This is a genomic window from Paenibacillus cymbidii (assembly GCF_004764705.1).
In the GTDB taxonomy this organism is placed as follows: Bacteria; Bacillota; Bacilli; order Paenibacillales; family NBRC-103111; genus Paenibacillus_AN; species Paenibacillus_AN cymbidii.
In genome coordinates this window covers 18972-45338 of record NZ_SHLX01000033.1, presented here as the reverse complement: position 1 = coordinate 45338, position 26367 = coordinate 18972, and the positions used below count along the sequence as shown (strand labels likewise).

Annotated in this window: 23 protein-coding genes and 5 tRNA genes; 24 read left to right on the top strand and 4 right to left on the bottom strand. The window is 58.2% G+C overall.

Features of this window, described 5'->3' with window-relative positions; all coding sequences use genetic code 11:
• Positions 1–93: 93 nt before the first annotated feature.
• The 5 genes from EXY20_RS31630 to EXY20_RS31610 all read left to right on the top strand — a co-directional run bounded on the left by EXY20_RS31630 (position 94) and on the right by EXY20_RS31610 (position 6028).
• On the top strand, positions 94–1362 hold the full coding sequence (locus EXY20_RS31630; RefSeq protein WP_135556421.1) for a DUF4367 domain-containing protein: 1269 nt from the start codon (positions 94–96) through the stop codon (positions 1360–1362).
• Between the two features lie 201 nt (positions 1363–1563).
• The gene (gene alr, locus EXY20_RS31625) at positions 1564–2742 is read left to right on the top strand and encodes an alanine racemase (protein WP_135556420.1); all 1179 of its coding nucleotides are present in this window, start codon (positions 1564–1566) and stop codon (positions 2740–2742) included.
• A 283-nt stretch (positions 2743–3025) separates the two neighbouring features.
• Positions 3026–3277: a CopG family ribbon-helix-helix protein gene (locus EXY20_RS31620; RefSeq protein ID WP_135556419.1), complete on the top strand. Its 252-nt coding sequence runs from the start codon at positions 3026–3028 to the stop codon at positions 3275–3277.
• 3 nt (positions 3278–3280) lie between these two features.
• Positions 3281–3631, top strand: coding sequence for a type II toxin-antitoxin system PemK/MazF family toxin (locus EXY20_RS31615; RefSeq protein WP_135556418.1), 351 nt, complete (start codon positions 3281–3283; stop codon positions 3629–3631).
• Between the two features lie 198 nt (positions 3632–3829).
• On the top strand, positions 3830–6028 hold the full coding sequence (locus EXY20_RS31610) for a Tex family protein (protein ID WP_135556465.1): 2199 nt from the start codon (positions 3830–3832) through the stop codon (positions 6026–6028).
• Positions 6029–6317: 289 nt separating this feature from the next.
• On the opposite strand, the gene cmpA is transcribed toward EXY20_RS31610, so the two are convergent.
• Positions 6318–6470, bottom strand: coding sequence for a cortex morphogenetic protein CmpA (gene cmpA, locus EXY20_RS31605; RefSeq protein WP_135556417.1), 153 nt, complete (start codon positions 6468–6470; stop codon positions 6318–6320).
• A gap of 134 nt (positions 6471–6604) precedes the next feature.
• Positions 6605–6955, bottom strand: a complete 351-nt coding sequence (locus EXY20_RS31600; protein ID WP_135556416.1) for a hydrolase/acyltransferase — start codon at positions 6953–6955, stop codon at positions 6605–6607.
• Positions 6956–7130: 175 nt separating this feature from the next.
• Here EXY20_RS31600 and EXY20_RS31595 point away from each other — a divergent pair, with 175 nt between their 5' ends.
• The 5 genes from EXY20_RS31595 to EXY20_RS31575 all read left to right on the top strand — a co-directional run bounded on the left by EXY20_RS31595 (position 7131) and on the right by EXY20_RS31575 (position 10581).
• The gene (locus EXY20_RS31595) at positions 7131–7595 is read left to right on the top strand and encodes a SprT family protein (RefSeq protein ID WP_135556415.1); all 465 of its coding nucleotides are present in this window, start codon (positions 7131–7133) and stop codon (positions 7593–7595) included.
• 60 nt (positions 7596–7655) lie between these two features.
• On the top strand, positions 7656–9011 hold the full coding sequence (gene nagZ / locus EXY20_RS31590; RefSeq protein ID WP_235886294.1) for a beta-N-acetylhexosaminidase: 1356 nt from the start codon (positions 7656–7658) through the stop codon (positions 9009–9011).
• An 89-nt stretch (positions 9012–9100) separates the two neighbouring features.
• Positions 9101–10315 (top strand): lysophospholipid transporter LplT, encoded by a 1215-nt coding sequence (lplT, locus tag EXY20_RS31585; RefSeq protein ID WP_135556413.1) that lies wholly within the window; start codon positions 9101–9103, stop codon positions 10313–10315.
• A 91-nt stretch (positions 10316–10406) separates the two neighbouring features.
• Positions 10407–10482: transfer RNA gene (locus EXY20_RS31580), tRNA-Asn, on the top strand.
• A gap of 8 nt (positions 10483–10490) precedes the next feature.
• Positions 10491–10581, top strand: a tRNA-Ser gene (locus tag EXY20_RS31575).
• A gap of 390 nt (positions 10582–10971) precedes the next feature.
• Here EXY20_RS31575 and corA read toward each other — a convergent pair.
• Positions 10972–11907 carry a magnesium/cobalt transporter CorA gene (gene corA, locus EXY20_RS31570; RefSeq protein WP_135556412.1) on the bottom strand — a complete coding sequence of 312 codons (936 nt, stop codon included), beginning with the start codon at positions 11905–11907 and terminating at the stop codon, positions 10972–10974.
• A 189-nt stretch (positions 11908–12096) separates the two neighbouring features.
• Here corA and EXY20_RS31565 point away from each other — a divergent pair.
• The 7 genes from EXY20_RS31565 (at position 12097) to EXY20_RS31535 (ending at position 14630) form a co-directional block, all read left to right on the top strand.
• Positions 12097–12171: transfer RNA gene (locus EXY20_RS31565), tRNA-Glu, on the top strand.
• 58 nt (positions 12172–12229) lie between these two features.
• Positions 12230–12305: transfer RNA gene (locus EXY20_RS31560), tRNA-Lys, on the top strand.
• Between the two features lie 50 nt (positions 12306–12355).
• Positions 12356–12440 (top strand) — tRNA-Leu (locus EXY20_RS31555).
• A 330-nt stretch (positions 12441–12770) separates the two neighbouring features.
• Positions 12771–13112, top strand: a complete 342-nt coding sequence (locus EXY20_RS31550) for an ArsR/SmtB family transcription factor (protein WP_135556411.1) — start codon at positions 12771–12773, stop codon at positions 13110–13112.
• Positions 13090–13728 (top strand): MIP/aquaporin family protein, encoded by a 639-nt coding sequence (locus EXY20_RS31545; protein ID WP_135556410.1) that lies wholly within the window; start codon positions 13090–13092, stop codon positions 13726–13728. Before EXY20_RS31550 ends, EXY20_RS31545 begins: the two co-directional genes overlap by 23 nt.
• Positions 13729–13740: 12 nt before the next feature.
• Positions 13741–14163 carry an arsenate reductase (thioredoxin) gene (gene arsC / locus EXY20_RS31540; RefSeq protein ID WP_207671359.1) on the top strand — a complete coding sequence of 141 codons (423 nt, stop codon included), beginning with the start codon at positions 13741–13743 and terminating at the stop codon, positions 14161–14163.
• Positions 14164–14165: 2 nt separating this feature from the next.
• Positions 14166–14630, top strand: coding sequence for an ArsI/CadI family heavy metal resistance metalloenzyme (locus EXY20_RS31535; protein ID WP_135556408.1), 465 nt, complete (start codon positions 14166–14168; stop codon positions 14628–14630).
• Between the two features lie 272 nt (positions 14631–14902).
• Here EXY20_RS31535 and EXY20_RS31530 read toward each other — a convergent pair whose 3' ends face one another.
• Complete coding sequence (locus EXY20_RS31530; protein ID WP_135556407.1) at positions 14903–15754, bottom strand: AraC family transcriptional regulator; 852 nt, start codon at positions 15752–15754, stop codon at positions 14903–14905.
• 187 nt (positions 15755–15941) lie between these two features.
• On the opposite strand from EXY20_RS31530, the gene EXY20_RS31525 reads away from it, so the two are divergent.
• The 7 genes from EXY20_RS31525 (at position 15942) to EXY20_RS31500 (ending at position 26306) form a co-directional block, all read left to right on the top strand.
• The gene (locus EXY20_RS31525) at positions 15942–17216 is read left to right on the top strand and encodes a TolB-like translocation protein (protein ID WP_135556406.1); all 1275 of its coding nucleotides are present in this window, start codon (positions 15942–15944) and stop codon (positions 17214–17216) included.
• Between the two features lie 141 nt (positions 17217–17357).
• A complete protein-coding gene (locus EXY20_RS39295) occupies positions 17358–17537 on the top strand; it encodes an SGNH/GDSL hydrolase family protein (RefSeq protein ID WP_167859665.1) in 180 nt (59 codons plus the stop codon).
• Positions 17538–17936: 399 nt separating this feature from the next.
• A complete protein-coding gene (locus EXY20_RS31520; protein WP_167859664.1) occupies positions 17937–20795 on the top strand; it encodes a right-handed parallel beta-helix repeat-containing protein in 2859 nt (952 codons plus the stop codon).
• 134 nt (positions 20796–20929) lie between these two features.
• Complete coding sequence (locus EXY20_RS31515; RefSeq protein ID WP_135556404.1) at positions 20930–22825, top strand: cache domain-containing sensor histidine kinase; 1896 nt, start codon at positions 20930–20932, stop codon at positions 22823–22825.
• On the top strand, positions 22800–24326 hold the full coding sequence (locus EXY20_RS31510; protein WP_135556403.1) for a response regulator: 1527 nt from the start codon (positions 22800–22802) through the stop codon (positions 24324–24326). Before EXY20_RS31515 ends, EXY20_RS31510 begins: the two co-directional genes overlap by 26 nt.
• Positions 24327–24453: 127 nt before the next feature.
• A complete protein-coding gene (locus EXY20_RS31505; RefSeq protein ID WP_135556464.1) occupies positions 24454–25398 on the top strand; it encodes an ABC transporter permease in 945 nt (314 codons plus the stop codon).
• A gap of 14 nt (positions 25399–25412) precedes the next feature.
• Positions 25413–26306: a carbohydrate ABC transporter permease gene (locus EXY20_RS31500; RefSeq protein WP_135556402.1), complete on the top strand. Its 894-nt coding sequence runs from the start codon at positions 25413–25415 to the stop codon at positions 26304–26306.
• Positions 26307–26367: the final 61 nt, after the last annotated feature.

Sequence of the window (26367 nt, the reverse complement as noted above, 5' to 3'; positions counted from 1 at the left end):
CTCGTCATGCTCGTCATCCTTGTCTGCATAATCGGCCAAGTTCCCACATAGACATGTATCAGTTTCAATTTATTGACGGAGAGGATGATGGAGATGCGACGGATCGCATGGGTGGCGGTCATCGTGCTGTTATCGGCTGCCGTTCTGGCGGGCTGCGGCAAAAAAGACGCCGGATCGGTAGTGAAACAGCTTGATAGTGTCATGGGCAAGATGGAAAGTTACGAAGGGGCGGGCAAGATGACGCTGCAAACCGGGCAGCAGCCGCAGGAATACGACGTGGAAGTATGGTACCAGAAGCCGAGCTACTACCGCATTTCGCTCACCAACGAGAAGAAGGATGTCACGCAAATCGTGCTGCGCAACGACGACGGCGTTTTCGTCCTGACGCCTCATTTGAACAAAAGCTTCCGTTTCCAAAGCGACTGGCCGGACAACCAGGGACAAGTCTATTTGTACCAATCGCTCATTCAAAGCATTGTAACCGACGCCGAGCGGCAATTTACGACGGACGGCGGGGCTTACGTATTCGACGTTCAGGCGAATTACCAGAACGCATCGCTTGCCAGACAGAAAATTTGGCTGGACAAAAAGACGTATGCGCCGCAGCATGTCGAAGTGTCGGATTCGAATGAAAATGTGATGGTTGTCGTTGATTTCACTCATTTCGAATTCGATAAGAAATTCGAAAAAGATTCCTTCGACATGCAGCGCAACATGACAAGCTCCTCGCTGACGCTTCCGGCCATGGCAGGCACTGACACCAAGTCGGGCAGCAACGCGGCCAGCGGAGCGGCAACGAGCAGCAGCGCGCCGGCGGCGGCGGCCAGCGCGAGCCCGAAGCCGAGCGACGCCAAGTCGGGCAGCAGCGCGGCCAGCGGCGCGGCAACGAGCAGCAGCGCGCCGGCAGCGGCAGCCAGCGCGAGTCCGAAGCCGAGCGACGCCAAGTCGGGCAGCACTGCGGCCAGCGGCGCGGCAACGAGCGGAACCGGCGCGGCCAAACCGGCAACGGCGCAGACGCTCGGCACGATCGTGGAGCCTACGTACGTGCCGAAAGGCGTGAAGCAGCAGGACATGAGCGACATGAAGCTCGGCACGAACCCGGCGGTCATGCTGCGCTATTCGGGAACGTACAATTATACGCTCGTCGAATCGCGTCCCGACGACAAGCCGGTGACGAATATGTTCGGCGACGAAACGGTCGATCTCGGCTATACGCTCGGCAGCCTGAGCGGAGAAGAGTTGCAGACGCTCATGTGGACGTACGACGGCATGGAATACCGGCTTGCGTCGGCCGACCTGCCGCTCGAGGAAATGATCCGCATCGCGCAATCGATTCCGGTTCAAGGCGCGATTGGCAAATAAACCCGGCCGGCATGCGGCATTCCCCCAATTGACACCATGGGGAGAAGCGTTTACCATAGGAATAGCGATTTGGGCGTAACGTACGACCGGCAATGGCAAGCATACGCAGAGGGGAGCGGGAGAGCCGCAATGACGGGCTCTTCCGTTGCCCCTCTTCATCATGATAGAGGTTTTCTCACTGTCGTAGAGGGTGTGGAGCAAGTGGATTCTTTTTACCGTCCGACCTGGGTGGAAATATCGCTCGACGCGCTGGGGCACAACTTGCGCGAGTTTCGCCGCGTGCTGCCGGAAGGCATCGCGCTGATGGCCGTCGTCAAGGCCGACGCCTACGGCCATGGCGCAATCAACATCGCCCGGGAGGCGCTGCGCCACGGCGTTCGTTACCTGGCCGTCGCCTTCCTCGACGAAGCGCTCGAACTGCGAAGAGCCGGCATCGACGCGCCGATCCTGGTGCTTGGCTACACGCCGGTGGAAGGCGTGGCGCTTGCGCTCGAGTACGGCATCACGCTGAACGTGTTCACAAGCGAAGTGCTGCTGGCGCTTGCAGCCGCGGCAAAGGCGGATCGCCCGGCGCGCATTCATATTAAAGTCGATACCGGCATGGGCCGCATCGGCATCCACGTCGAGGAAGACGCAATCGCCTTCATCGAGCAGGCGCTGAAGCTGCCGGGTGTCGTCGTCGAAGGGCTGTTCACCCATTACGCCAGCGCCGACGAAGCCGACAAAACGTATACCAACGAACAATATGCGAAGTTCGAGCGGATTGTGAACCATTTTGACCGAGGCGGGGTGCGGTTCGAGCTTCTGCATGCCGGCAACAGCGCCACGGCGATCGATCAGCCGGAGCTGACGTGCAATATGGTGCGGCTCGGGATCAGCATGTACGGCCTGTATCCGTCCAGGGAAGTCAGGCGGGAGAAGCTGGCGCTGCAGCCGGTCATGAGCCTCAAGACGAGGATGGTGCTCGTCAAGGAGATGCCGCCGGGAGCGGGGATCAGCTACGGCACGATTTATCGCACGAAGCGGGCGGGCGAACGGATCGCCACGCTGCCGATCGGCTACGCGGACGGGTACTCGCGCATGCTGACCGGCAAGGCGGAAGCGCTGGTCGGCGGCAGCCGGGTGCCGGTTGTCGGTACGATCTGCATGGACCAATGCATGATCGGCATCGACGGCGTGCCGGATGCGCGGGCGGGCGACGAGGTTGTGCTGTTCGGCCGGCAGGACGAAGCGGTCATTACGGCGGAGGAAATCGCCGACAAACTGGGCACGATCAATTATGAAGTTACGTGCATGATTTCGCATCGGGTGCCGCGGGTGTACGTGAAGGACGGCGAGGTGTGCAACACGGTCAATTTGCTGCAGCATCATGCCGATTGAATGACCGCATCACGGGAAAAATTACCGCGTGAAATAATGGGCGATTGGAGAGGATTTTCGCCGCTTCCATCGAATACCTATGACTAGCGGTCTTCTGCGGTCTTCTGCGGTCTTGTCGGTCGTAACGCAAGCTCCGGCTGCATCCGGTATAACATACATGCTATACAGCTCGCATATATTGATCTTGTATAAAATGGATTCATCGAAGTTATAATGGTAGTATTGTCATCGTTATGTTGCGGGGGTGCGGAAACCAGTGTCGAGCGCGAACACGAAGCGGATCATGATCAGCTTGCCCGATCATTTGCTCGAGGAAGTCGACGGGATCGTCGAGAAGGAAAACTCAAACCGCAGCGAATTTATTCGGCAGGCCATGCGGCAGTATTTGCTGGAACGGAAAAAGCGCTTTCTGCGTGAAGCCATGCAACGCGGCTATATGGAAATGGCGATCATCAACCTCTGCATGGCGTCGGAAGCATTCCAGGCGGAGGAAGACGCAGGCAGCACGCTGACCCGCTTAGTTAGCGGGGTGTAGCCGGTGATTGTCAAACGGGGCGATGTGTTTTTTGCTGACCTGTCACCTGTCGTCGGTTCCGAGCAAGGGGGCGTCAGGCCCGTGCTTGTCATTCAGAACGATATCGGCAACCGCTTCAGCCCAACGGTGATTATTGCCGCCATTACGGCGCAAATCCAGAAAGCGAAGCTGCCGACTCACGTGGAAATCGATGCCGAAACGCACCACTTCGATCGCGATTCGGTTATTTTGCTCGAACAGATCCGTACGATCGACAAACAGCGGCTCACCGACAAAATTACGCATCTGGACGACGAGACGATGATCAAGGTGAACGATGCGCTGCAGATCAGCGTTGGGTTGATCGATTTTTAATCGGGAAAAACGAACGAGGGAGCGCTCCCTCGTTTTTTGTTTGGATTTGCGTTATTCTTAGAGAATGCGTAGCGTTAGAGAAACAGCACCGAATGGGGGATGTCGATGAAAAAGCCAACGATGGCCGCGGACGGACGCAGCGGAGGAGCAGGCGGAGGGACCGCAAGCGCGGCCGACGAGCAACTGGTGACGGTGGACATGCTGCAGCGCGGAGAGGCGGATGAGGCGCACACGCGCGAGCGCATTTTGCGCCAAATTTCCGGCGAGCTGAGCATTGCGCCCGGCAAAGTGAAAACGACAATCGGGCTGCTGGACGAAGGCAACACGATTCCGTTCATCGCCCGTTACCGCAAGGAAATGACCGGGGAGCTCGACGAAAACGAGCTGCGCTCGATCGAGGAGCGGCTGCAGTATTTGCGCGGTCTGGAGGAGCGCAAGCTGGAGGTGCTGCGGCTGATCGCCGAACAAGGCAAGCTGACGGCGGCGCTGCGCGCGTCGGTGGAGCGGGCGGCGAAGCTGCAGGAAGTGGAAGACCTGTACCGCCCATACCGGCAAAAGCGCAAAACGCGCGCCAGCGTCGCCAAGGAACGCGGGCTGGAGCCGCTGGCGAATTGGGTGCTGACGCTGCCAAGGCAAGGCGACATGCTGGCGGAAGCGGCCAAATACGTCGATGCCGAGAAAGGCGTGGCAACGGCGGAGGAAGCGATGCAGGGGGCGATGGATATCATCGCCGAGATCATCGCCGACGATGCGAACATTCGCGCCTGGGTGCGGCGGTATACGTTCGACAACGGCATCGTCAAGACGGAAGCGAAGGACAAGGCGGCGGAGTCGGTGTACGAGATGTACTACGACTACCAGGAGCCGGTCAAACGGCTGCCGCCGCATCGCACGCTGGCGATCAACCGCGGGGAGCGCGAGGAAGTGCTGAAGGTCGGCCTCGACGTGACGCCGGACAAGATCCGCGAGTATATCGCCCGCGGGCTCATCAAGCGCGATACCATCGTCAAGCCCGTGCTGTATGCGGTAATCGAGGATGCGTACAAGCGGCTGATCGCGCCTTCGATCGAGCGTGAAGTGCGCGGCGAGCTGACGGAGAAGGCCGAGGAGCATGCGATTGCGATATTCGCCGGCAACTTGCGCAGCCTGCTGCTGCAGCAGCCGGTCAAAGGCAAAGTCGTGCTCGGCGTCGACCCCGCTTACCGGACCGGCTGCAAGCTTGCCGTTGTCGACGACACCGGCAAGATGCTGGAAATCGCCGTTACGTATCCGACGCCGCCGAACAACAAAATCGCCGAAGCGAAAGCGATCTTCCGCCGGCTGATCGACAAGTACAAAATCGAGCTGATTGTCATCGGCAACGGCACCGGCTCGCGCGAGACGGAGCAATTCGTCGCCGAGCTGCTGAAGGAGATGGGCGGCGCCGCCAGCCATATCGCCTACAGCATTGTCAGCGAGGCCGGGGCGAGCGTGTACTCGGCGTCCAAGCTGGCGCAGGGCGAATTCCCCGAGCTGGATGTGGCGGAGCGCAGCGCGATTTCGATTGCGCGGCGGCTGCAGGATCCGCTGGCGGAGCTGGTCAAGATCGACCCGAAGGCAATCGGCGTCGGCCAATACCAGCACGATGTAACGCAGAAGCGGCTGGAGGAAAGTCTCGGCGCCGTCGTCGAGTCGGCGGTCAACCATGTCGGCGTCGACCTGAATACGGCGTCGCCGTCGCTCTTGTCTTACGTGGCGGGAGTCAGCGCGACAATCGCCAAAAACATCGTGCAGTTCCGCGAAGAGAACGGCAAGTTCGTGCATCGTGCGCAGCTGCAGAAGGTGCCCCGGCTCGGCGCCAAAACGTACGAGCAGTGCGTCGGTTTCCTGCGCATCCCGGGAGGCGCCAATCCGCTCGACAATACGCCGATTCACCCGGAATCCTATGAAGTGGTCGACAAGCTGTTCCGCGAGCTGAGGCTCGAGCTGGCGCAGCTCGGCGCCGCCGAGCTTAAGCAGCGGCTGCAGCAGCTTGACGCCGGGCAGCTGGCGGTGCAGCTCGGCGTCGGCGTGCCGACGCTGCGCGATATCCTCGACAGCTTGCAGCGCCCGGGGCGCGATCCGCGCGAGGAGCTGCCGCCGCCGATCTTTCGCACAGATGTGCTGAAGATCGAAGATCTAGCGCCGGGCATGGAGCTGCATGGCACCGTGCGCAATGTGATCGACTTCGGCGCCTTCGTCGACATCGGCATCAAAAACGACGGCCTCGTGCACATCTCGCAGTTGAGCGACCGTTACGTCAAGCACCCGATGGACGTCGTGTCCGTCGGCGATACGGTTACGGTGTGGGTGATCGGCGTCGATTTGAAGAAAGGCCGCGTCAGTTTGACGATGCGGGCGCCGCGTACCGGCGAATAGCAAGTTATTGTGCGTCAACATACAAGAAGAGCAGGCATGGACGAGGCGGCAGTGCGCCCGTTCCATCCTGCTCTTCGGCGTTAGACGGCAGTTTTGGACTTCATTCGACTTCGTGCGTTCGATTGGCCGGGACGCCGGAGCGTTCCAGCTTGGCGCCGAGCCGCGTGTGATGAGAAAACCTCTATCGAGGCTTCTCGAAGATGAGCGACCGCTTTCCCACCCCACAAAGTGACGTGTTGCTTCGAAGTATAGTCCGAGTACTTTGCGGGGACCCCGGCAGAGGTTGGTTTTATCGCCAAATAGAATTTGACTTTTCCGCTTCGCCCGGAAGTTTATAAATTCTATTGTGGTAAAAAAACCAGCAATCGTTCAACAACCGGATCTGTTTGCGGTTCTTGCCCAGAAATGCCCGCCTTAATTGGTTGCACAGCCACTGCGGCATGCTGCAACAGCCCCTTCCTGCTGTGAATCCGTGACTATTATTACCATATGAGGGCAGGAGGTTAAAGGTGCAGGTCCGCTTCATAACCGCGCAAATTGGGGTGGAAAGCGGGCATAATGGGCACTGTAACGGCATTACGCCAGTTCTTCCTCGTACCACTGTTCGAGCTGCGCCTGCAGGGCGCGAATTTCGGTCAGCAGCGAGATCAGCGGATACGCCGATTCGCGAATTTCCGCGAAGGTGCGCTCCAGCCGGTTGATGTAGTCGAGCCCGCCGGTCAGCGGAATGGAGCGTTCGACCAGATCGAGATTGTCGCATTCTGCGATCAGGCGCGGCAACGCGGGAACGTTGTCGGCGGACAATTTCTCGACTTCTTTATGCAGGCGGCGGTTGAGCGCCGTGAGCTGGTACATGTGAGTGGCGGGCATCTCCACGAATTCCAGCCCGTCGCCCAACTGCAGCAGGCCGTATCTCATCGTTGGCATGAGGGCAACTTTTCCCCTTTCCGAATCGTCATCTTACTTGAGGTGGTTCAAAAAGCCGGCTTTTTGAACCCGCGCTTACTTGACAGTGTAATCAAGATGGGGTACAAATTCAAGTGTATCCGGCGCCGCATGCGGCTTGCCGGTTCCAGTCGATTCTTGGGAGAGATGCTGGAGGATGGACGATCGGCAGCTTCAGCTATGGGTCGAGCAGGTATCGCTGCGCGACTTCGGCATTCCGTTCCGGCACCGCGCCATATTCAATTCGCGTCTTCGTTCAACCGGCGGACGCTATTTTCCAAAATCGCACCATATCGAGATCAGCTCGGCGCAGCTCGAAGTGCACGGCGCGGAGGAAGTCGAACGCATCATCAAACACGAATTGTGCCACTACCATCTGCACTTGGCCAAAAGCGGCTATATGCATCGCGACCCCGAATTCAAGGCGCTGCTGAAGAAGGTGGGCGGCACGCGTTATTGCGCGGCAATCCCGGCAAGCAAGAAGGCGGAGCCTTACCGGTATCGCCTTGTCTGCGGCAGTTGCAAGATGGAATACAAACGCAAGCGAAAGGTGGACCCGCGCCGCTACGTGTGCGGGAAATGCCGCGGCAAGCTGACGCTCCACCAACTGCAGCCCGGTTGACGGCGGTCGCGGCGAATCTCGTCCTGCGGGACCGTAGGATGAAGAAAGCTGGTGATCCTGATGAATATGATGAAATGGAAACGTCCTCTCTATATGGCTCCGCTTCTGGCCGGGCTGCTCGTGTCCGGCTGCGCGGCCGGCGGCGGCAACCGCGCGTCGACCGCAAGCCCTTCCGCCCAGGCGCCCAGCATGACGCCTTCCCCATCCGCGACGGCTTCCCCGAGCTTGGCGCCGTCCGCTTCGGCTTCCGCCAGTGCGAGCGTCAAGCCTTCGGCCACGCCGTCTCCGTCGCCGATCGCCCCCGATGCCGCACGGCAGGCAAACAAACTTGTGGCGGCGATGTCGCTCGAGCAGCGCGTCGGCCAACTGCTGTTCGTCGGCATCGACGGCACGACGGCCGGCGCGCAAGCGAAGCAACTGATCGCGGATTACCACGTCGGCGGCGTTATTTTGTTCGGGCCGAACATTACGAACGCGGCGCAGGCTGTCAAATTGACCAATGCGCTGAAAGCCGCCAACGCGGCAAGCGCCAAAGTCCCGCTCTGGCTCGGCGTCGACGAGGAAGGCGGGCGCGTCTCGCGCATGCCGGGCGATTATGTGAATTTGCCGACGGCCAAGGCGGTGGGCGACGTGGACAACACGACGTACGCGCGCAAAATCGGCCAACTGCTCGGCAAAGAAGTGCAGTCGCTTGGGCTGAATGTCGATTTTGCCCCGGTGCTTGACGTCAACAGCAATCCGCAAAACCCGGTCATTGGCGACCGTTCCTTCGGCCCCGCCGCGGCGCTTGTGTCGCGCATCGGCATCGAGGAGTTGAAAGGGATGCAGGAGACAAAGGTGCTGCCGGTTGTGAAGCATTTTCCCGGCCACGGCGATACGTCCGTCGACTCGCATGTCGGCTTGCCGGTTGTCGATCACGATTTGACGCGTTTGCGCAATCTGGAGCTGGTCCCGTTCAAAGAGGCGATCGGCCAGCAGGCGGAGGCTGTCATGGTCGCCCATTTGTTGATGCGCAAGATCGATCCCGACTACCCGGCCTCGTTGTCGCAGAAAGTAATTGCCGGCTTGCTCCGCGGCGAGCTTGGCTTTCAGGGAGTCGTCATCACCGACGACTTGACGATGGGCGCCATCGCGGAAAGCTACGGCACCGGGGCGGCGGCGGTGCGCGCGATCAAGGCCGGCGCCGACGTGGCGCTCGTCGGCCACGAATTCGCCAAGGCGAAGGAGGCGTACGACGCGCTGCTCGCGGCGGCGAAGTCCGGCGAGCTTTCGGCGCAGGCGATTGAGGCGAGCGCGGAGCGCATCGTGCGGCTCAAGCTGAAGTATGGCTTGACCGACCGCGAAGCGGCGGCGCCGGATGTGGCCAAACTGAACAGCGAAATGCAAAGCGTGCTTAACGCCTACGCGAAAAAATAACGCCGTCGGTTTCGCATTGCGTTCGGCAAAGACGAGTGCTAAAGTAAAAAAGGCCGTGTTTTCGCGGCAAAACGAAAGGAGCCTCGTCCATGTCGTCCAAGCGCAAAGGGTGGCTGTCGCCGATCAATGCGGTGGTGCTGACCCAGTTCATCAGTTCTTTTGCGGATAATATCAACTTCTTCCTGATCGTCGGTTTGGTCAAGCGGCAAGGGGTCGACAACCCCGATACGGTCGTCGCTTATATCCAAATGGCGTTTTTGTTCGCTTATATCATCCTTGCGCCGGTCGTGGGCGCGTTCGCCGACAAAACGGCGAAGTCGCGCGTGCTGACGATGGGCAATTTGCTTAAAGGCGGCGGGATTTTGCTGCTGCTGTTCGGCGTACAGCCGGCCATCTGCTATCTGCTGCTCGGCATCGGGGCGGTCGTCTATTCGCCGGCCAAATACGGCATCTTGTCGGAGCTTACCGCTTCCGAAGGCGAACTGCTGCGCGCCAACGCCAAAATCGAAGGCGGCACGATTCTCGCCATTCTGCTCGGCACGGTGACCGGCGGCCTGCTGGCCAAAAACTCCGACCTGCCCGGCATCATCGCCTGTCTGCTGCTGTACGGCGTTTCGCTTGCGCTGACCTGGTTCGTGCCGATGAAAGCGGGCGACCGTTCGATCCGCTACGGGGCGGCGTCGAAGCAGTTTTTCCGCGACTGCGGCGTGCTGCTGCGCAACCGCAGGGCGCGGTTTTCGCTGATCGGCACGAGCGCGTTCTGGCTCACGGCCACCGTGCTGCGCATCGCGCTGATCGCCTGGCTGCCGATCAATCTCGGCATCACCGATACGGATCAGCAGTCGATGATTATCGGCGTGACGGCGATCGGCGTTGTTGTCAGCGCGTTCCTGACGCCGCGGCTTGTGCCGGAAGGCAAGCTGCATCGCTCGTTCTTTTACGGCCTGCTGATGGTGACCGCCGTTATGGTCGCGGCGTTTACATACTCGCTTGGGATCACGGTGACGCTGTTGTTCTTCACCGGTATCTTCGGCGGCATTTTCCTCATTCCGCTCAATACGATGCTGCAGGAAGAGGGCGCGTCGCTGATCGGCCCGGGCAAAACGATCGCCGTGCAGAACTTGTCCGAAAATACGCTGACCGTCGTGGGGCTTGGCATCTACTTGACCCTGAGCGAAATGGGCGTTTCCGTCAACCTGTCCGTCGTCGGAATCGGCACGGTGCTGCTGCTGTTCATCCTGTTCCTCGGCACGCAGGTGGGGAGCATTCGCCAGAAGTCGCCGGAAGCGCTGCGGCACCGCTGACGCGGGTTGCGGCGCTCCGGACCGGGCCGGATGAAGGCGTTTTAATGCCTTGACTTCGGACATGAATCGTGATAATTTAGTAACATCGCTTTCCCTGATAGCTCAGTCGGTAGAGCACTCGACTGTTAATCGAGTTGTCGCAGGTTCGAGTCCTGCTCGGGGAGCCATATCTTTTGGAGAGATACCCAAGTGGCTCAAGGGGACCCTCTGCTAAGGGGTTAGACTGCGTAAGTGGTGCGAGGGTTCGAATCCCTCTCTCTCCGCCATAAGATGTGAAGGAAACCGCCTGGGTAGGCGGTTTTTTTGCGTGCGGCGGGCGATAGTGCAAACGTAAAGTAGCCGAGGCGCTCGGCAGCGCCGTGCTTGTGCTCGCTCAGGCACGGTGGTGTCAAATAAGCCATGTTTCATGGCCTATTTGGTCAAAACGAGGGGAGATCCGCAAAATAGCCAGTGATTTCACTGGTTATTTTGCGAGAAAGGCCTGGTTTGACAGTTGAATGTGGAAATAGCCAGCGATTTCGCTGGCTATTTGGGCTGCGGGGTGGAAAATCGGGCGAAAAGGCCATTTTTTATTGCCTATTCGGATGACGCGGTGAGCCCGGGAGCCAGGGCCGTGAGTTGCGGTTGAGCAGCTTTGCCTCCTCGCCGGCGGCAGGTCACCACCATTTCTTGCGTTTGTAGTAAGCCCACATCGCGGCGGCGACGATCAGCATAACGAGCCAGACGAAGGCGTAACCGTACGGCCATTTCAGCTCGGGGATCGAGTCGAAGTTCATGCCGTACAGGCCAACGACGAACGTCAGCGGCAGGAAAATCGAGCTCATGACGGTGAGCGTCTTCATGATTTCGTTCATCCGGTCCGACTTCATCGACATTTGCAGCTCAAGCAGCCCGGTCAGAGACTCGCGGAACGAATCGAGCGAATCGATCACGCGGGAGATGTGGTCGTAAATATCGATGAAATACACGTCGGTCTCCTGCCGGGTGTAGGGCAGGCTCTGGTGGCTGATGGCGCCGACGATCGTTTTCTCCTCGGCGATGATGCGCCGGAGCTGGTGCATGTGCCGCTTCAGCGAAAATATTTCCGGCGCGACGCGCAGCGCGGGGTTTTTGTAAATGGTGCGTTCCAGGCGCTCCACTTGGTTTTCGATGCTGTCGACGATGTCCGTATATTTATCCACGCCGCGGTCGAGAATATGGTACAGCACATCGCCGGCATGGGTCATGCGCCCTTCGATTTCGAGCAGTTCCCGCAACACTTCGTCGAGAAAAGGCACCTCTTCCTTCGAAACAGTGATGACGTAGTTGGCGCCGATGACGATCCCGATTTCCTGAAGGGCCAGCGTTTTCGGCTTGATGTGGAAAAACGTCAGAAATACGTTGTTCTTGTATCGGTCGAGCTTCGGGCGTTGGTTCAGCTTGACGCAGTCTTCCACGAGCAGCGGATGGCAGCCGAACGTATCGCCGAGCAGCTTCCGCAGTTCCGCTTCCGGCCGACTGACAAGCCGGATCCAGGCGACTTCCTGTTGATCCGGTATCCCGTCAGGACGGCCTTCGCTGACGGTGCCTGCTATTTTATCATACACGAGCATGGTTGGTTCCTCCGCAGTCATTTGCACCAGCATATCATAGGAAGCGGCGATTCGGAATGGCGGACGAAACGGGCGAGACAGGCGTACGATTTTTTCGCCAAAAAATTTTCGAAAATGCTTGTCATCCGCGCGTGAGTGCGTTATAATAACACTTGTCGTCTTAAAAGGAACCCGTAACGAACCGATTCCGGCCCGTTGGTCAAGGGGTTAAGACACCTCCCTTTCACGGAGGTAACAGGGGTTCGAATCCCCTACGGGTCACCAATGTTCCTGCGATCGACTGACGCGGAAACGGCATTCCCTAGATAGAACGACACATCTAGAGCCATTAGCTCAGTCGGTAGAGCACCTGACTTTTAATCAGGGTGTCGTAGGTTCGAGTCCTACATGGCTCACCATTGCTTCTTTCCTCAGGAAGCGATTGGATATAGCAAGGCAACAACGACATGCGGTCGTGGTGGAACGGCAGACACACCATCTTGAGGGGGTGGCGCCCACAAGGCGTGAGGGTTCAAATCCCTCCGACCGCACCATATAACAGAAACCCGGAAGCCTTACGATGCAAGGCTTTTTTTGTTGCAACAGGGATTCCGAAATTACTGGTACAGTGGCCGAAATGTTGGCTTGTTGACGAGTTGTTGACGAAATTCAGCGTACCATACCAGATTAGAACGAATTACCGATTTCTGATAAACATGCCCTCGACCTTCAGCAACGACAAACTCTTCCGCCGCGGCGTAATACGCGGCTTTTTCGATTAATCAATTATTTTTGATTAAGCGTTGACATGGAGGAGTTATGGTGATAAATTCATTGCGTGAGATAAATCAAAATAAATTGATGAATAAAAGGTGATGGAATCAATGACAGAAGTTTCATTTAGGGGCTACGAATCGAAATTCAAAGCACTTGCCGATGAAAAACGGCTTCACATCATGTACGAGCTGACGCAGCGCGGAAACACCTGCGTTTGCGATCTCACGGATATATTCGACATGTCCCAATCAAAACTGTCGTATCACCTGAAAATTCTTCTCGATGCCGGCTTCATTTCGAGGGAAACGCGCGGCACGTGGAGCTATTACGAAATTAACCAAACGGAAGTCAGCCATATCCTCTCGGAGGAACTGTGCTGCATTTTCAAGCCTGCCCGGGAAGGTAACAACTGCTGCGGATCGACCAGTGAAAAAGAAACTCATTGCTGAGTTTATCGGCACTTATTTTTTGGTCTTTGCCGGTCCAGGAGCCATGGTGATTGATGAGATTACCGGTAGCATCACCCATGTCGGAGTAGCACTCACCTTTGGTCTTGCCGTCACGGCGCTGATCTACTCGTTCGGTCATATTTCCGGAGCCCATTTGAATCCGGCGGTCACCATCGGGTTCTGGGTTCGAAGCGATATTTCCCTCAGTAACGGTGTGTGCTACGTCGTCACTCAGTTCCTTGCCGCGGCCGGGGCAAGCTATACCCTGCTCCTGTTGTTTGGGAATGTCGCTCACTTAGGGGCTACCCTCCCCCTTGCAAGCGAGTGGCAATCGTTTATGTTGGAATTTATTTTGACATTCGTGCTCATGTTCGTCATCCTGGGGTCATCTGTGCACGGTAAAGCGGTTAAAAGCTTTGCCGGTCTTTCGATTGGTGCTACGGTCGGGCTAATGGCCATGTTCGCAGGTCCGATCAGCGGAGCCTCAATGAACCCTGCGCGATCGATGGGACCAGCTGTTGTTTCTGGCGCAACCGAACACCTGTGGCTGTATATGGCAGCTCCCGTTCTAGGAGCAATAGCCGCTTCCATGGTCTACAAAACTTTGCATGAATAGGGGATGGAAGAATTGGAAAAGAAGCTCGTGTATTTTCTATGTACGGGGAATTCCTGCAGAAGCCAAATGGCAGACGGTTTTTTGAAGACGCTCGGAAATGGCCGGTATGATGTCAAAAGCGCAGGATTGGAAGCGCACGGACTGAATCCTCGTGCGGTGCAAGTGATGCAAGAAGCCGGCATCGATATTTCGAGGAACACGTCTGACGTGATTGACCCCGAGATCCTGAAAGAAGCGGATTTTATTATCACGCTCTGCGGTCACGCGAACGACAATTGCCCGATAGTCCGTAACGATAAAGCGGAAAGATGGCACTGGGGCTTTGACGATCCGGCCAAAGCGATCGGAACGGAAGAGGAAGTCGTGTCCGCATTTCGCGAAGTTCGCGACGCTATACAACAACGAGTGGAACTTTTTGTGAAGGAAGGGAAATGAGAATGATTAAACGGATGCATGTAGCGGTAAACTGCAGCGACCTGCAAAAATCTCTCGACTTCTACCAAGCTTTCTTCGGTAAGGAGCCGACCAAGGTGAAAGAAAACTATGCAAAGTTCGAATTGGATGACCCGGCCTTGCATTTTTCGTTAAATGTCCGCTCTTTCGGTAAGAACGGCGTCCTCAATCACCTGGGCTTTCAAGTAAACAATACCGAAGAAGTTCTGGCAATGGGTGAGCGCCTTCGGCAGACAGGGCTTCTTCTGGTCGATGAAATGAACACAACCTGCTGCTACGCGGTGCAAGATAAGGTGTGGGTGTACGACCCGGACGGCAATGCATGGGAAATTTTCTTCACCAAAGAGGACTCGGAATTCGAGAGCGCCGGGGAGCCGCGCGACATGTCGCTCTGCTGCGTCCCACCTTCCAGTCCGGTAACTATTGAATTCGGTTCCTTCAAAAAGTGAGTAGTTATGTCATGGATGGGGAGGGAAGGGCGGCGAGCGGGAATATCAAGTATTCGCCCGGGGGGGGGGGGAGGGGGGCGCAAATATTATTCCGGATTGGGCCGACTATGCACTGGACCTGCGCGCGCAGACCAACGAAGCCATGACGCAGTTGTTATTTTATGGCCTATTTCGCTCCTAGCCGAACGATGAGGCAAAGGAAACGCTCCTGTGACACAAATGGCAGCTCGCAATGGCACGGAACGCTGTCGCTTGAGCCAATCGGATCACCCTTACTCAAAATGAATCCCTTTGCGGATGCCGTCGCGTTCCTGGGCCAGCCATTGGCCCGGCGTCATCTTCTCCAACTGCTTGAACACCCGGCTAAAATGATGGATCGTTTTGAACCCGGTTTCTTCGGAGATCCGTTTCAGCGCGCTTTCGGCGCCAAGCATGCCCGCTTTGGCATGGCGGATGCGTGTCATCTTGATATAGGCCGCAACCGTGCATTGTTTGCTGCGTTTAAAGATTTGGCTTACGTAGGACGGACTGTAGCCGGTTGCGGAAGCAATTGCCGCCAGCGATAGCGGTTCGGCATAATGGGCCTCGATGTAAGCGGCAACTCGTCCGGCGGCTTCGTATTGATCCAACGCGGCAACCGGTTGCATACCGCCTGCCGTTCCTTCCTCCTCCGCTTCTTTTCCAACAGCAAGCCGCGCAAGACCGTACAGCAGCTGCGTCAGCACCAGCGCACCCATTTCTTTGAAGTACGCCTGCCGGTTCAACCCTTCTTTGCGGATCGTTTCCAGCCATTCCGCCATTTCGCGGGGAGCGGACTGAACATATGCCGGCAGCCCCTGGGCCATCTTCTCCATCCGTTCATCTTCGATTCGGAATTTGATGTCCAATGTTTTGACGGTTCGTTTCGAATGGGCGATCAAGCTGTGCATCGTCCCCGGCTTGACGAAGATGAGCGTCCCCGGCTCGAACGGATACAAGCTTTCGCCGCATGCAAATTCACCGCTGCCGTCCAGAAAGCAGAACAGCTGGTAAAAATCGTGCCAGTGGGGATGCACCACGTTGCCATGTTTATAGTCGTAACGCGCCGTCCACAAAATGCGTACCCCGAATTGGCCCAGCTCCATGCCGTTCCTCCCGTTTGATCGGCTTCTACCCGCATTTTACAATATTGCGCTTGCGATTGGAACAACGCGCAGCGGAAATTGTCATACAAACGGACAATAATGCCGCAACTCCAGACAAATACGCTTCCCGCTCGAGCAAGTATACTGGAGACGAACGATTGGAATACAGGAGGGATCGAAGCCAACTATGGACATTCATGCAAGTTTCCCGCGTTATACCGAATACGAGCCGCAAGTTCCGGTGTGGTGCATCACGCCGGGCAAGGGCGGCAACCTGCACCGATTTTTCGACACGTCGCCGGTCAGCCCGTCCGGCCGTTACGTTGCTTTGCTCCGAATGCCGCAGGAGACGCGGCTGAACTTGCCCGGGGAGCAGGCCGACATTGTGCTGATCGATTTAGCCGCCGGAGAGGAGCGCGTTATTGCCACGACATGCGGCTGGGAGCCGCAGCTCGGGGCGAATATCAATTGGGGAGCAAGCGATAATCGCCTTTACTATAACGATGTCGAGCCCGGCGAGTGGGAGCCGTTCTGTGTCGAGCTCGATCCGTTCACCGGCAGCCGCAGGCGGCTGGAAGGCGGCATTTACCGAATTTCGCCGGACGGAACAACGATCATCTCCGCATGTATGAAGCGGATGAGGCGTACCCAGTACGGCTACGGCGTGGTTGTCCCGAATGACCGGGTGCCGCGCAATGCCGGATTCCGCGAAGATGACGGCTTGTACGCAACCGATGTTGCCAGCGGACGGCGCAAGCTGCTCGTCTCCATCCAAGACGCGATGGAGCTGGCAAAGCCTGCGATTAATCGCTCGGTCTATGCAAACAAAGAAATTTACGGCTTTCACTGCAAATTCAATCCGCAGGGCACCCGGCTGCTTTTTTCGATGAGAGGCTTTACCCCCGGTGCGGACGAGCCCTGGAACAAAGTGTCGCCGATAATGGATTTCTGGGTATTGACGATGCGGCCGGACGGCACGGATATTCGCGTCGCTGTCGGACCGGAGTTATGGTATCTGGGCGGTTCCCATATCAACTGGTTTCCGGACGGCGATCATTTGTCGATGAACCTCGGCATCGACGGCGGCCGCGTCATGAAGCTGGTCCGCGTACGCTACGACGGCACGGATTTGCGCAAAATGACCGACGAGGTGCTCGGCTCCGGCCATCCGACCGTTCACCCGGACGGGCGGCATGTGCTTACGGATTCCTACGAGAACGAGCCGGTCACCTTGCGTGATGGGACGGTGCCGCTGCGGCTGATCGATCTCAAGACCGGAACCGAACGAACGCTGGTGCGAATCAATGTCGCCAATCCGGGAACTGGCGTGGCGATAGCGTTGCGCGTCGATCCGCATCCGGCATGGGCGCCGGACTACCGGCACGTGGTGTTCAACGGTTATGTGAACGGCACGCGCCGCGTGTTTATCGCCGATTTGGGCGATGCGCTGCTGGGCGTGTGAGGGGTTGTCTTTAAGACGATGCCCCTTGCCGGGGGCGCGGGTGCGAGTTTTCAGCGATGCCGACAAGGAAAAGCCGGGCTTGATCGAATATGTCGAAGGACTCGATTATGCGGTCGACTATACCAACGCTGCTATGCTGGAGTGATGCGCCGGCTCGGTGCGGAATATGGAATCGGCGTTGCCGACGCTCATGCGTTATGGAAGCAGGAGCTGGCTGCGGGCAAGACGCCGGAAAGCCTTCTGCTGAATAACATTAATCATCCTAACGATTATGGGCATGGTGTTTATTTTTCCGCATTTGCCGATCTGCTGGGAGACTAAGGCGGGGAATCGCCGGGGTTAAGGTAACCATGTGAAAACAAAGGCGAACAACCAAAATAGCCCATGAAAAATGGCCTATTTGCCCCAGATCGCCCGGTTCGACGAAAATAGCCAGTGAAAACACTGGTTATTTGCCCGTGATAGCCTTCAAATAGGCACTTCAAGCGAAATAGCCAGTGAAATCACTGGCTATTTCGCATGGACTGCCCGTTTTTGGCGAAATAGGCAAGAAAATAGGGCCTATTTTGTAATTCGTATCGCTTGTCTTCGAACGAATCGTTATGGCAGCTTTTGCGAATCTTCCATAAACAGTTGCTATTCCTCCATTTAGCTGGCGGGGCGGCATCTTTACACTAATGATGGAAGCGATTGCGAAAAGCGAAACAAGGACGGTGGATGATGGAAGCGGTTGTCGAACATCAGAAACAGAATCAAAAACGAAAACGGTTCCGCAAGACGCTGGCGATGGGATGCGTCTTGGCGCTGCTCGGCGGAGGTTTCGCGTGGACGGCGGAACCGGCGCAGGCGGCGCCGGTCGCATTGTACGCTTCGCCGGGCGGTTCCGGCACGGTTTGCAGCTCGTCGCTGCCATGCTCGCTGACGGACGCCCAGACCAAAGCGAAAACGCTGAACGCAAACATGACCGGCAGCCTGACCGTGTACCTTTTCGGCGGCACTTACCGCCTTAACGACACGTTTACGCTGGGGGCGAGCGACTCGGGCAGCAACGGCTATTCGGTCACTTACCGCAATTATCCGGGACAAACGCCGGTGCTCAGCGGGGGCGTTCCGGTAACGGGCTGGACGGTTCACGATGCGGCGCGCAACATTTATCAGGCGGATGTCGGCACGCAGCAATTCCGCCAGCTGTACATATCCGGCTCGCGGGCCGTGCGGGCGAGAACGCCGAACGTAACGGACACCGCGACGGGTGCGCCTTATTTGACGGCCAAACTGTCCAATCCGTTCAAGGTTGTGACGGCGGATGTGGGAGCATGGACCAACTTGAACCGCGTGGAAGTGGTCAAGATCGATCATTGGCACCAGAAGCGGATGCGCATCGACAATATCCAGGTTAGCGGCGATACCGCGTCCATCGGATTCCTGTCGCCCGAAGCAGGCGATTCGGATCTCAATCACGAGAATCAGAGCGTGCCTTATTACTATTTTGAAAATGCATACGAAATGCTCGACGCCGAAGGAGAGTGGTATCTGGACACCACCGATGCGGCCCATCACATTCTGTACTACAAGCCGCGCGCCGGCGAAAATATGGCTTCCGTGCAGGCGATCGCGCCAAAGCTGGAGACGCTTGTCCGCATCGAAGGCACGGCCGGCGCGCCTGCGCACCATATCGGCCTGAGGGGCATCACGCTGGCCCATACGAACTGGACGCGGCCGGACGTCAAAGGCTTCCTGACGAACCAGGCGGCGCTGGAGCTGCATACGGACTTCGGTTCGGTCATCCCGGGAGCGCTTTGGATCAACAACGCCAACAATGTGCGCATCGAAGAGAACACGGTCAGGCAGACGGGCGCGCACGGCATTTTGCTGACGGGCAACCTGCATCATAACGCGGTTGTCGGCAACACGGTGACCGATACGTCGGCGGGCGGCATTTACGAGTTCTCCGAGGAAAGCAGCTATGATCTCGTGTCGAACAATCTCGTCGAAAAAGTCGGCCAATTTTATACGGAGGCGGTCGGCATTTTGGCCACCAGGCCGGACCACATGACGATCGAGTTCAACGAAGTGCGCTCCATGCCGTATACGGGCATCAGCATCGGCTGGAAATGGGGCGACGAGGACACGGGTACGGATTACAATACCGTGCAGTACAATCATATTCACGATGTGATGCAGCTTCACGACGACGGCGCCGGCATTTATACGCTCGGGAAAATGGTCGGCTCCACATTCGAGAACAACTATATCCACGATTTTGTGCTTTCTCCTTATTCGGGAGGGAATCCGCTCGCCGGCATTTATTTGGACAACGGCAGCGCCTTCAAGCTGATCCAGAACAACGTGCTGGACAATACGTCCAAGGCGTTCTACAGCTTTAACGTGCCGAACCATGACAACCAATTCAAGCGCAATTACTATAACCATGTATCGATGGGCAAAATTCGCAACGACGCGGCCAACACGAATCTGGTCACCGCAAACGTAGGCGTAACCGGCTCGGCCTGGCCGGCCGCAGCGCTCGACATTATGGGCGCCGCGGGGCTGATGACGAATCGGGCGGTAGGCAAAACTGCCACCGCATCAAGCTCGTACGACGCCACCTACACGCCGGATAAGGCGGTCAACGACAGCACCGACGATCCGGGCTGGTCGTCGCAGACGACCGCGGGCGTTTATCATGTGTGGAAGCTCGATCTTGGCGAAGCGTACCGGATCAACAAGGTGGAGGTCGTGCCGCGCATGGCCCTGGACCAGCCGTCGACCCGCACGGACTTCGAGGTATGGGTCTCCAATAACCCCAACATCGAATCCGATCATATCGTGGTCGGCAGTGTGGAGGGCGGAAGCTTCCCGCACCAGACGACCTGGTCGACGATTGTGGAAGCAGCCGCCGAGTACCGGTACATTGCGCTGGCCAAAGTGGTGGCGACGTATTTCTATGTGAGCGAAGTGCGCGTGTACACGGCGGCGCAGGAGCTGCCGCAGCATGCGTCCGCCGCGCCGGGCAAGCCGGTTCTGGCGAGCGACAACGGTTACGATACGGGTCTGATGGACGGAAGCTATACGGTGAAGATGAACATGTACAACGGCAACAATGGAACCGCCTACAAGCTGTTCGAGAACGGCGCGCTGATCGATTACAGGACGCTGGCCGACGCGACGCCGGGCGCACAAACGGTCGCCACGACGGTTTACGGCAAGCCCAACGGAACGTATACCTATACGTGCCAACTCGTCAATTCGCTCGGACCGACCGCCTGCGACCCGTTGATCGTCCAGGTGACCGACGCGAATCCCGGCACGCCCGTGCTGTCCGCCGACAACTCGGACGGCGACGGCAGCTACGACGTGACCATGAACATGTGGTGGGGAACGAACGCTTCCGTCTACCGCCTGTACGAAAACGACGTGTTGGTCGACACGCAGCCGCTCGCCGCCCATACGCCGAACGCGCAGTCCGCGGTCACGCCGATTGCGGGCAAAGCGGCGGGCACCTACATGTATCGCGCCGAACTCGCCAACTCCTCCGGGACGACGGCAAGCACGACGTACAGCGTCGTGGTGAATTGATCGGGAAACTCGCCCTCCGTTTCGGGGGCGAGTTCGTCTCGTTTTTTGCGGGGTTATCTAATGAAAGCGTCTCCTTTATACTGGTATTGCAGGCAAACCGGTTTACCCGCCGCCCCGGCAGAAAGAGGTCGCCAATGCTCCCCAGTGTGAGCTTCCGTACCAAGCTGTTTCTGATTTATTCGTTCATCGTGCTTATTCTGATTCTGTCGACATTCGGCGCGTTTTACTGGAGAGACAAGCAGATCGCCAGCGAGGCGCTGCTCGGCTCGCTGCAGCAGGACGCCGAGCGGGCGGTAGGCCAAATCGACGCCATGCTGCAGGCCGCCGACCTGCTGGCTTCGCAGATCAAGGCGAATACGGACGTCGCCAGCACGTTTTATTTGCTTTCGTTTGCCGAACGGCCGGAAGCGTATTTTCGCCAAAATCCCGCGGCGGCGGGGAGGCTGCAAGGAACGATCAGCGCGATCGTCGGCGTCGACGTGCTGTCGTTCTACCGCATCTCGGTGATCAGCGGCAAAGGGGCGATTATCAGCATCGGCGCTTATGCCGACAGCGTAAAAGTGCAGGAAGGAATCAAGGACAAGCCGTGGTTTCAGGACAAGCCGCCCGGCAGCTTCGAGCCGCCGCGCAACCAGTGGATACTGCCGCCGCACGCCGACCCGTGGGGTGAAGCGGGGCAGCAGGTCATCTCCGTGATTCGCCGGATCGAAACGAACGGCAACTACCATTCGATCGTCGAAATTCAAGTGCCTTACGACAGGCTTGCTTTGCTCGGTACGATGCAGCACGATGCCGCGATTCGCGACGGCGTCAAACAGGTCATGGTGTTCGGGCAGAACGACGGACTTGTCGTTCCGCCGGCGGAGCAGGCGACGGACGGGGAACGCGCGTTGGCGGAGGCGCTCTACCCGGCTGTCCGCGAGCAGGCGGGAACCGCGTTTACGATGCAACTGCGCGCTCCCGGCAACTATGTGCTGGCGGCGACCCGCTCGCGCAACTCCGAATGGATCGTCGTCGTGTCGGAGCGCTGGAGCGAACTGGCGGCGCCGATTCGGCGCACCGGCTATTGGTTTGCGGCCACCGGGCTGGCGCTGCTTGCCGTGTCGCTGCTGACCGTGTACGTATCGTCGCGCATGGCGGTCAAACCGCTCACCCGGCTGACCCGCATTATGGGCGAAGTGCCGTTTCGGCGGGACCACGCGGTCCGGTTGTTCGAGAAAGTCGACATCAACGCCACCCATAACGAAGTCGTGCACCTCTATCATTCGTTCCGCAAAATGCTGGACCGGCTCGAGGAATCGAAGGAGCAGGCCGTTCAGTCGTACGCGCGCGAATTGAAGGCCCGGTATATTGCACTGCAGGCGCAAATCAATCCGCATTTTCTGTACAACACATTGTCTCTTATTGGCATGATGGGGCGCGACACCGGCAATCCCGATATTCTCCGCGTCTGCTCGATGCTGGTCGACATGCTGCGCTACGTGACCTATGCGAGCGACAGCACCGTCCGTGTACGCGACGAGGTCGAGCACACGCTCAACTATTTGCACATTATGAAGACGCGATACGAGGACCACTTGACATTCGAGATCGATATCCCCGAAGCGGTGATGGAGGAGAAGGTGCCGAAGCTGACCTTGCAGCCTTTTGTCGAAAATGCGATCAAACACGCCTTCGCGCGCAAACGATACCCGTGGCATATTCAGATTCGCGGCCACGTCCGGGAAGACGGCTGGTCGATCCGCATTCGCGACGACGGGAGCGGCTTTCCCGCGCCGGTGCTCCGCCAGTGGAGCGGAGACGATCCGCTGCCGGAAACGGGAAGCGGGGCGAACGAACCGGAGCGCGCGGACGGCAGCGGAATAAAAAACACTTACGAGCGGCTGAAAATCGAGTTTGGCAGCCGCCTGCTCTTCCGGTTGGCCAACCGGCCGGACGGCGGAGCGGAGGTCGAACTTGGGGCTTGCGGAACGCCGGAGTCCGAACGAGAAAGGAGCGAGGCCGATGTACCGCGTGCTGGTCGTCGATGATGAAGTGCCGTTCTGCCGGGCGCTGAGCCGGATGATTGCGGAGCTGCAGCCGCAATTCACCGTCGTCGGGGAGGCTTACGACGGCGAGGAAGCGCTGGAGGCGATTGCCGCACTGCAGCCGGACGTCGTGATTACGGATATTCGCATGCAGATGATGGACGGGCTGCAATTGCTTGAAATCGCGAAGAAGGCGAATCCCGAGCTGATTGCGGTCGTGCTGAGCGCGTATCCGGATTTTCATTACGCGCAGCGGGCGCTGCAGCTGCAGACGGAGGATTACCTCGTCAAGCCGGTGAAGGAAAAGGAGCTGCGCGCCCTGCTCGACCGGCTGGCCGTCAAGTGCGGCCAGCTGCGGGAGCGGGCGGAGGCGAACGTGCTGCAGGACCTGTTGTCGCACAAGCCGGTGCCGAAGGTCCCGCCCACCATGCGTTTCGCCTCGTACCGGCTGTATTTGGTATGCGCGGGTGCGTATTGCACGATGGCGGAGGACCCGCTTCACCCGGGCATCGTCTATTGGGAGACGGAAGACCGGAGAAGCGGGATCGGCGACCATCTCCCGCTGTCTGCCCGGCATTGGCTGACCGAAGGCGCCTTCGACAACGAACGGCTGCTGTTGGTCGGTTGGCCCGATGATGGCCGGACCGAGGAGGCTGACGCGCTGGGGCAAACGCTGCTGCGTGCGCTGGAAGGAGGAGCGGTTCCGCTTACGCTCGTCGCATCGCCCGCTTTTGCCGAATTGTCCGAGCTTGCCGCCGTCGCTTACGACTTGCGGAAGAAGCTGGTCAAAGGGGCGGTATTCGGGCGTTCCGCCGCGATTGGAAACGAGGATCGGCAGGCGTCCGTCTACGACCTGCGCTTCGACGAATGGGAACGCAAACTGGCCGAAGCGATGGCGGCGGGCAACAAGGACTCGTTCCTGTATTTGCTGCGGTCGTGGCTGGAGGAAGGCCGGCAAGCCGGCTGGCGGCAGTTGACCGTCGCGCGCGCGCTGAAACGGACGGCGGATCTGCTGGAACGGACGGCGCTGCAGCACGAGCGGGAAGCGGCGTTTCCCCACCCGTGGACGCTGGAGCTGGAGGCCGCCGTTTCGGGAGCGGTCGGGTACGAAGATTTGCTGCAGAACGTGTCGTTCCAGTTCGCGCCGCTCCTCGCGGATCAAACCCGCCCGAAGCCGGGCGCCGACTATCACGACAAGTTTGTTGCCGAAGTCGCGGGCTATCTGGAGCAGCGGTTCGCCCAGCCGATTACGCTGCAGGACTTGTCCCGGCAGTTCGGGCTCGTTCCCGGTTACATCAGCCAACTGTTCCGCAAAGGCACGGGGTTGACGCCGGGCGAATATGTGACCGACCTGCGGGTAGCGGCGGCCAAGCGGCTCATGGGCGAGCAGCCGGGCATCCTGCTCAAGCAGGTGGCGGAAGCGGTAGGGTTCCAGGACCCGCTCTATTTCAGCAAAGTGTTCAAAAAAGCGACAGGCGTGCCGCCTTCGCATTACATGAAATAAGTTTCTCGTTTTTTCCATTAGGCCTATGGTTCCTTCCATTCCTTCCGTTCGTTCGACACTCTATACTCGGGTATGTAAGCGATAACAACAAGGCTTTGTTGCCCAAGGAGAGGATCGAGTGGAACGGATGCACGAGCGCTCCCGGCTTGCCGTACGCCCTGTGGCGGTATGGAGCCGGGCCCGGGAGGAGCTCAAGAGAAACTACATACTATATCTTATGGTATGCCCCGCTGTCATCGGATTTTTCCTGTTTCACTACAGGCCGCTGTACGGCATCACGATCGCATTCAAGCAATACGATCTGGTGCTCGGCTTCGACCGCAGCCCGTGGGTCGGCCTGAAGCACTACATCAGCTTCTTCCACGATCCTTATGCGGTCCGGGTCATTCGCAACACGCTGGTGCTCGGGTTTTACAGCATCCTCTTCGGCTTCTGGCCGCCGATTGTGCTGGCGCTGCTGCTGAACGAAATTACGAGCATGCGCTGGAAGCGGCTGTTTCAGTCGATCAGCTATTTGCCGCATTTTATCGCGATGGTTGTCGTGGTCGGGATGATGGTGCAGCTGCTCGGCTCGAACGGGCCGGTCAATGCGATCCTGCAGCAGATGGGACTGGAGCAAATTCCCTTTTTTAACGAATCCGGCTATTTCCGTACGCTCTATATCGGCAGCGGCATCTGGCAAGGGATAGGCTGGGGTTCGATTCTGTATATCGCCGCGCTGACGGGAATCGATCCCGAGCTGTACGAAGCGAGCTACATGGACGGAGCGAACCGGTTTCGGCGCATGTGGCACATCAGCATCCCCGGCCTGCTGCCGACGATTACGATCCTGTTCATCCTGCACGCCAGCGACATCATCAACGTCGGTTTCGAAAAAGTGTACCTGATGCTCAACCCCGCCTTGTACGAAACGGGAGACGTCATCCAAACCTATGTGTACCGGCGAGGCATCGTGGAGCGCAACTTCAGCTTCGCGACCGCGGTCGGACTGATGAACAGTGTCGCTTCGTTCCTCATCCTGTATGTGACCAACCGTTTGAGCCGCAAGGCGAACGGCCAGTCGCTCTGGTAAGGGGGAACGGCACAATGAAAAACAGCGGCTTCGCCAACCGGTTGTTCGACGCAGCCAACTATTTGCTGCTTATCTTGCTGACGTTATCGATTCTGGTGCCGTTCGTTTACATGTTTTCGATATCGGTCAGCGCGCCGCTTCCGATCGCCAATCACCAGATCGGCCTGCTGCCGAAAGGAATCAACTGGCAGTCGTATGCGGCGGTGTTCCACGACAATCAGATCGTCAACGCCTACTGGAACAGTATTCGCTACACGGCGCTCGGCACCTTTCTCGTGCTCGCCATCGGCAGCTTGACCGCGTACCCGCTGTCGCTGCGAAGGTTTAAGGCGCGAACGGCGCTGACCCTCTATTTTACGGTTACGATGTTCGTGAGCGGCGGCCTCATTCCGGCGTTTCTCAATATCAAAAGCCTGGGAATGCTCGACACGATCTGGGCGATTGCGCTTCCCTCGGCGTTCGGCTTCTGGAACATCATCATCCTGCGCACGAATTTCCAGGGCATCCCGCAGGAGCTGTACGAATCCGCGTTCATGGACGGCGCGAACGATTGGCACATTTTCACCCGCATCGTTCTGCCGTTGTCGAAGGCGATTCTGGCGACGATCTCGCTGTTTGCCAGTGTCGGCTTCTGGAACGCCTATTTCGGGCCGTTGATGTATTTGACCTCTCCCGACATGCAGCCGCTTACGATCATTTTGCGCCGCATTCTGATTGCGAACGAAGTGCTCTCCAGCGACGCGGTCGACAACGCCAACTCGATGTTCGACGCCGCCGCTTTTCTCGGACGGACGGAAGGTATCCGCATGGCGACGATTTTCGTGACGATCGGCCCGATCGTGCTGGTGTACCCGTTCATCCAGAAATATTTCGTCAAAGGCGTTCTCGTCGGCTCCATCAAAGGGTAGCCGGGTTATGGCGAGAGGGGGGATGCCTGGCGAAACGGAAGCGGAGCGGCGCGCAGCGGTT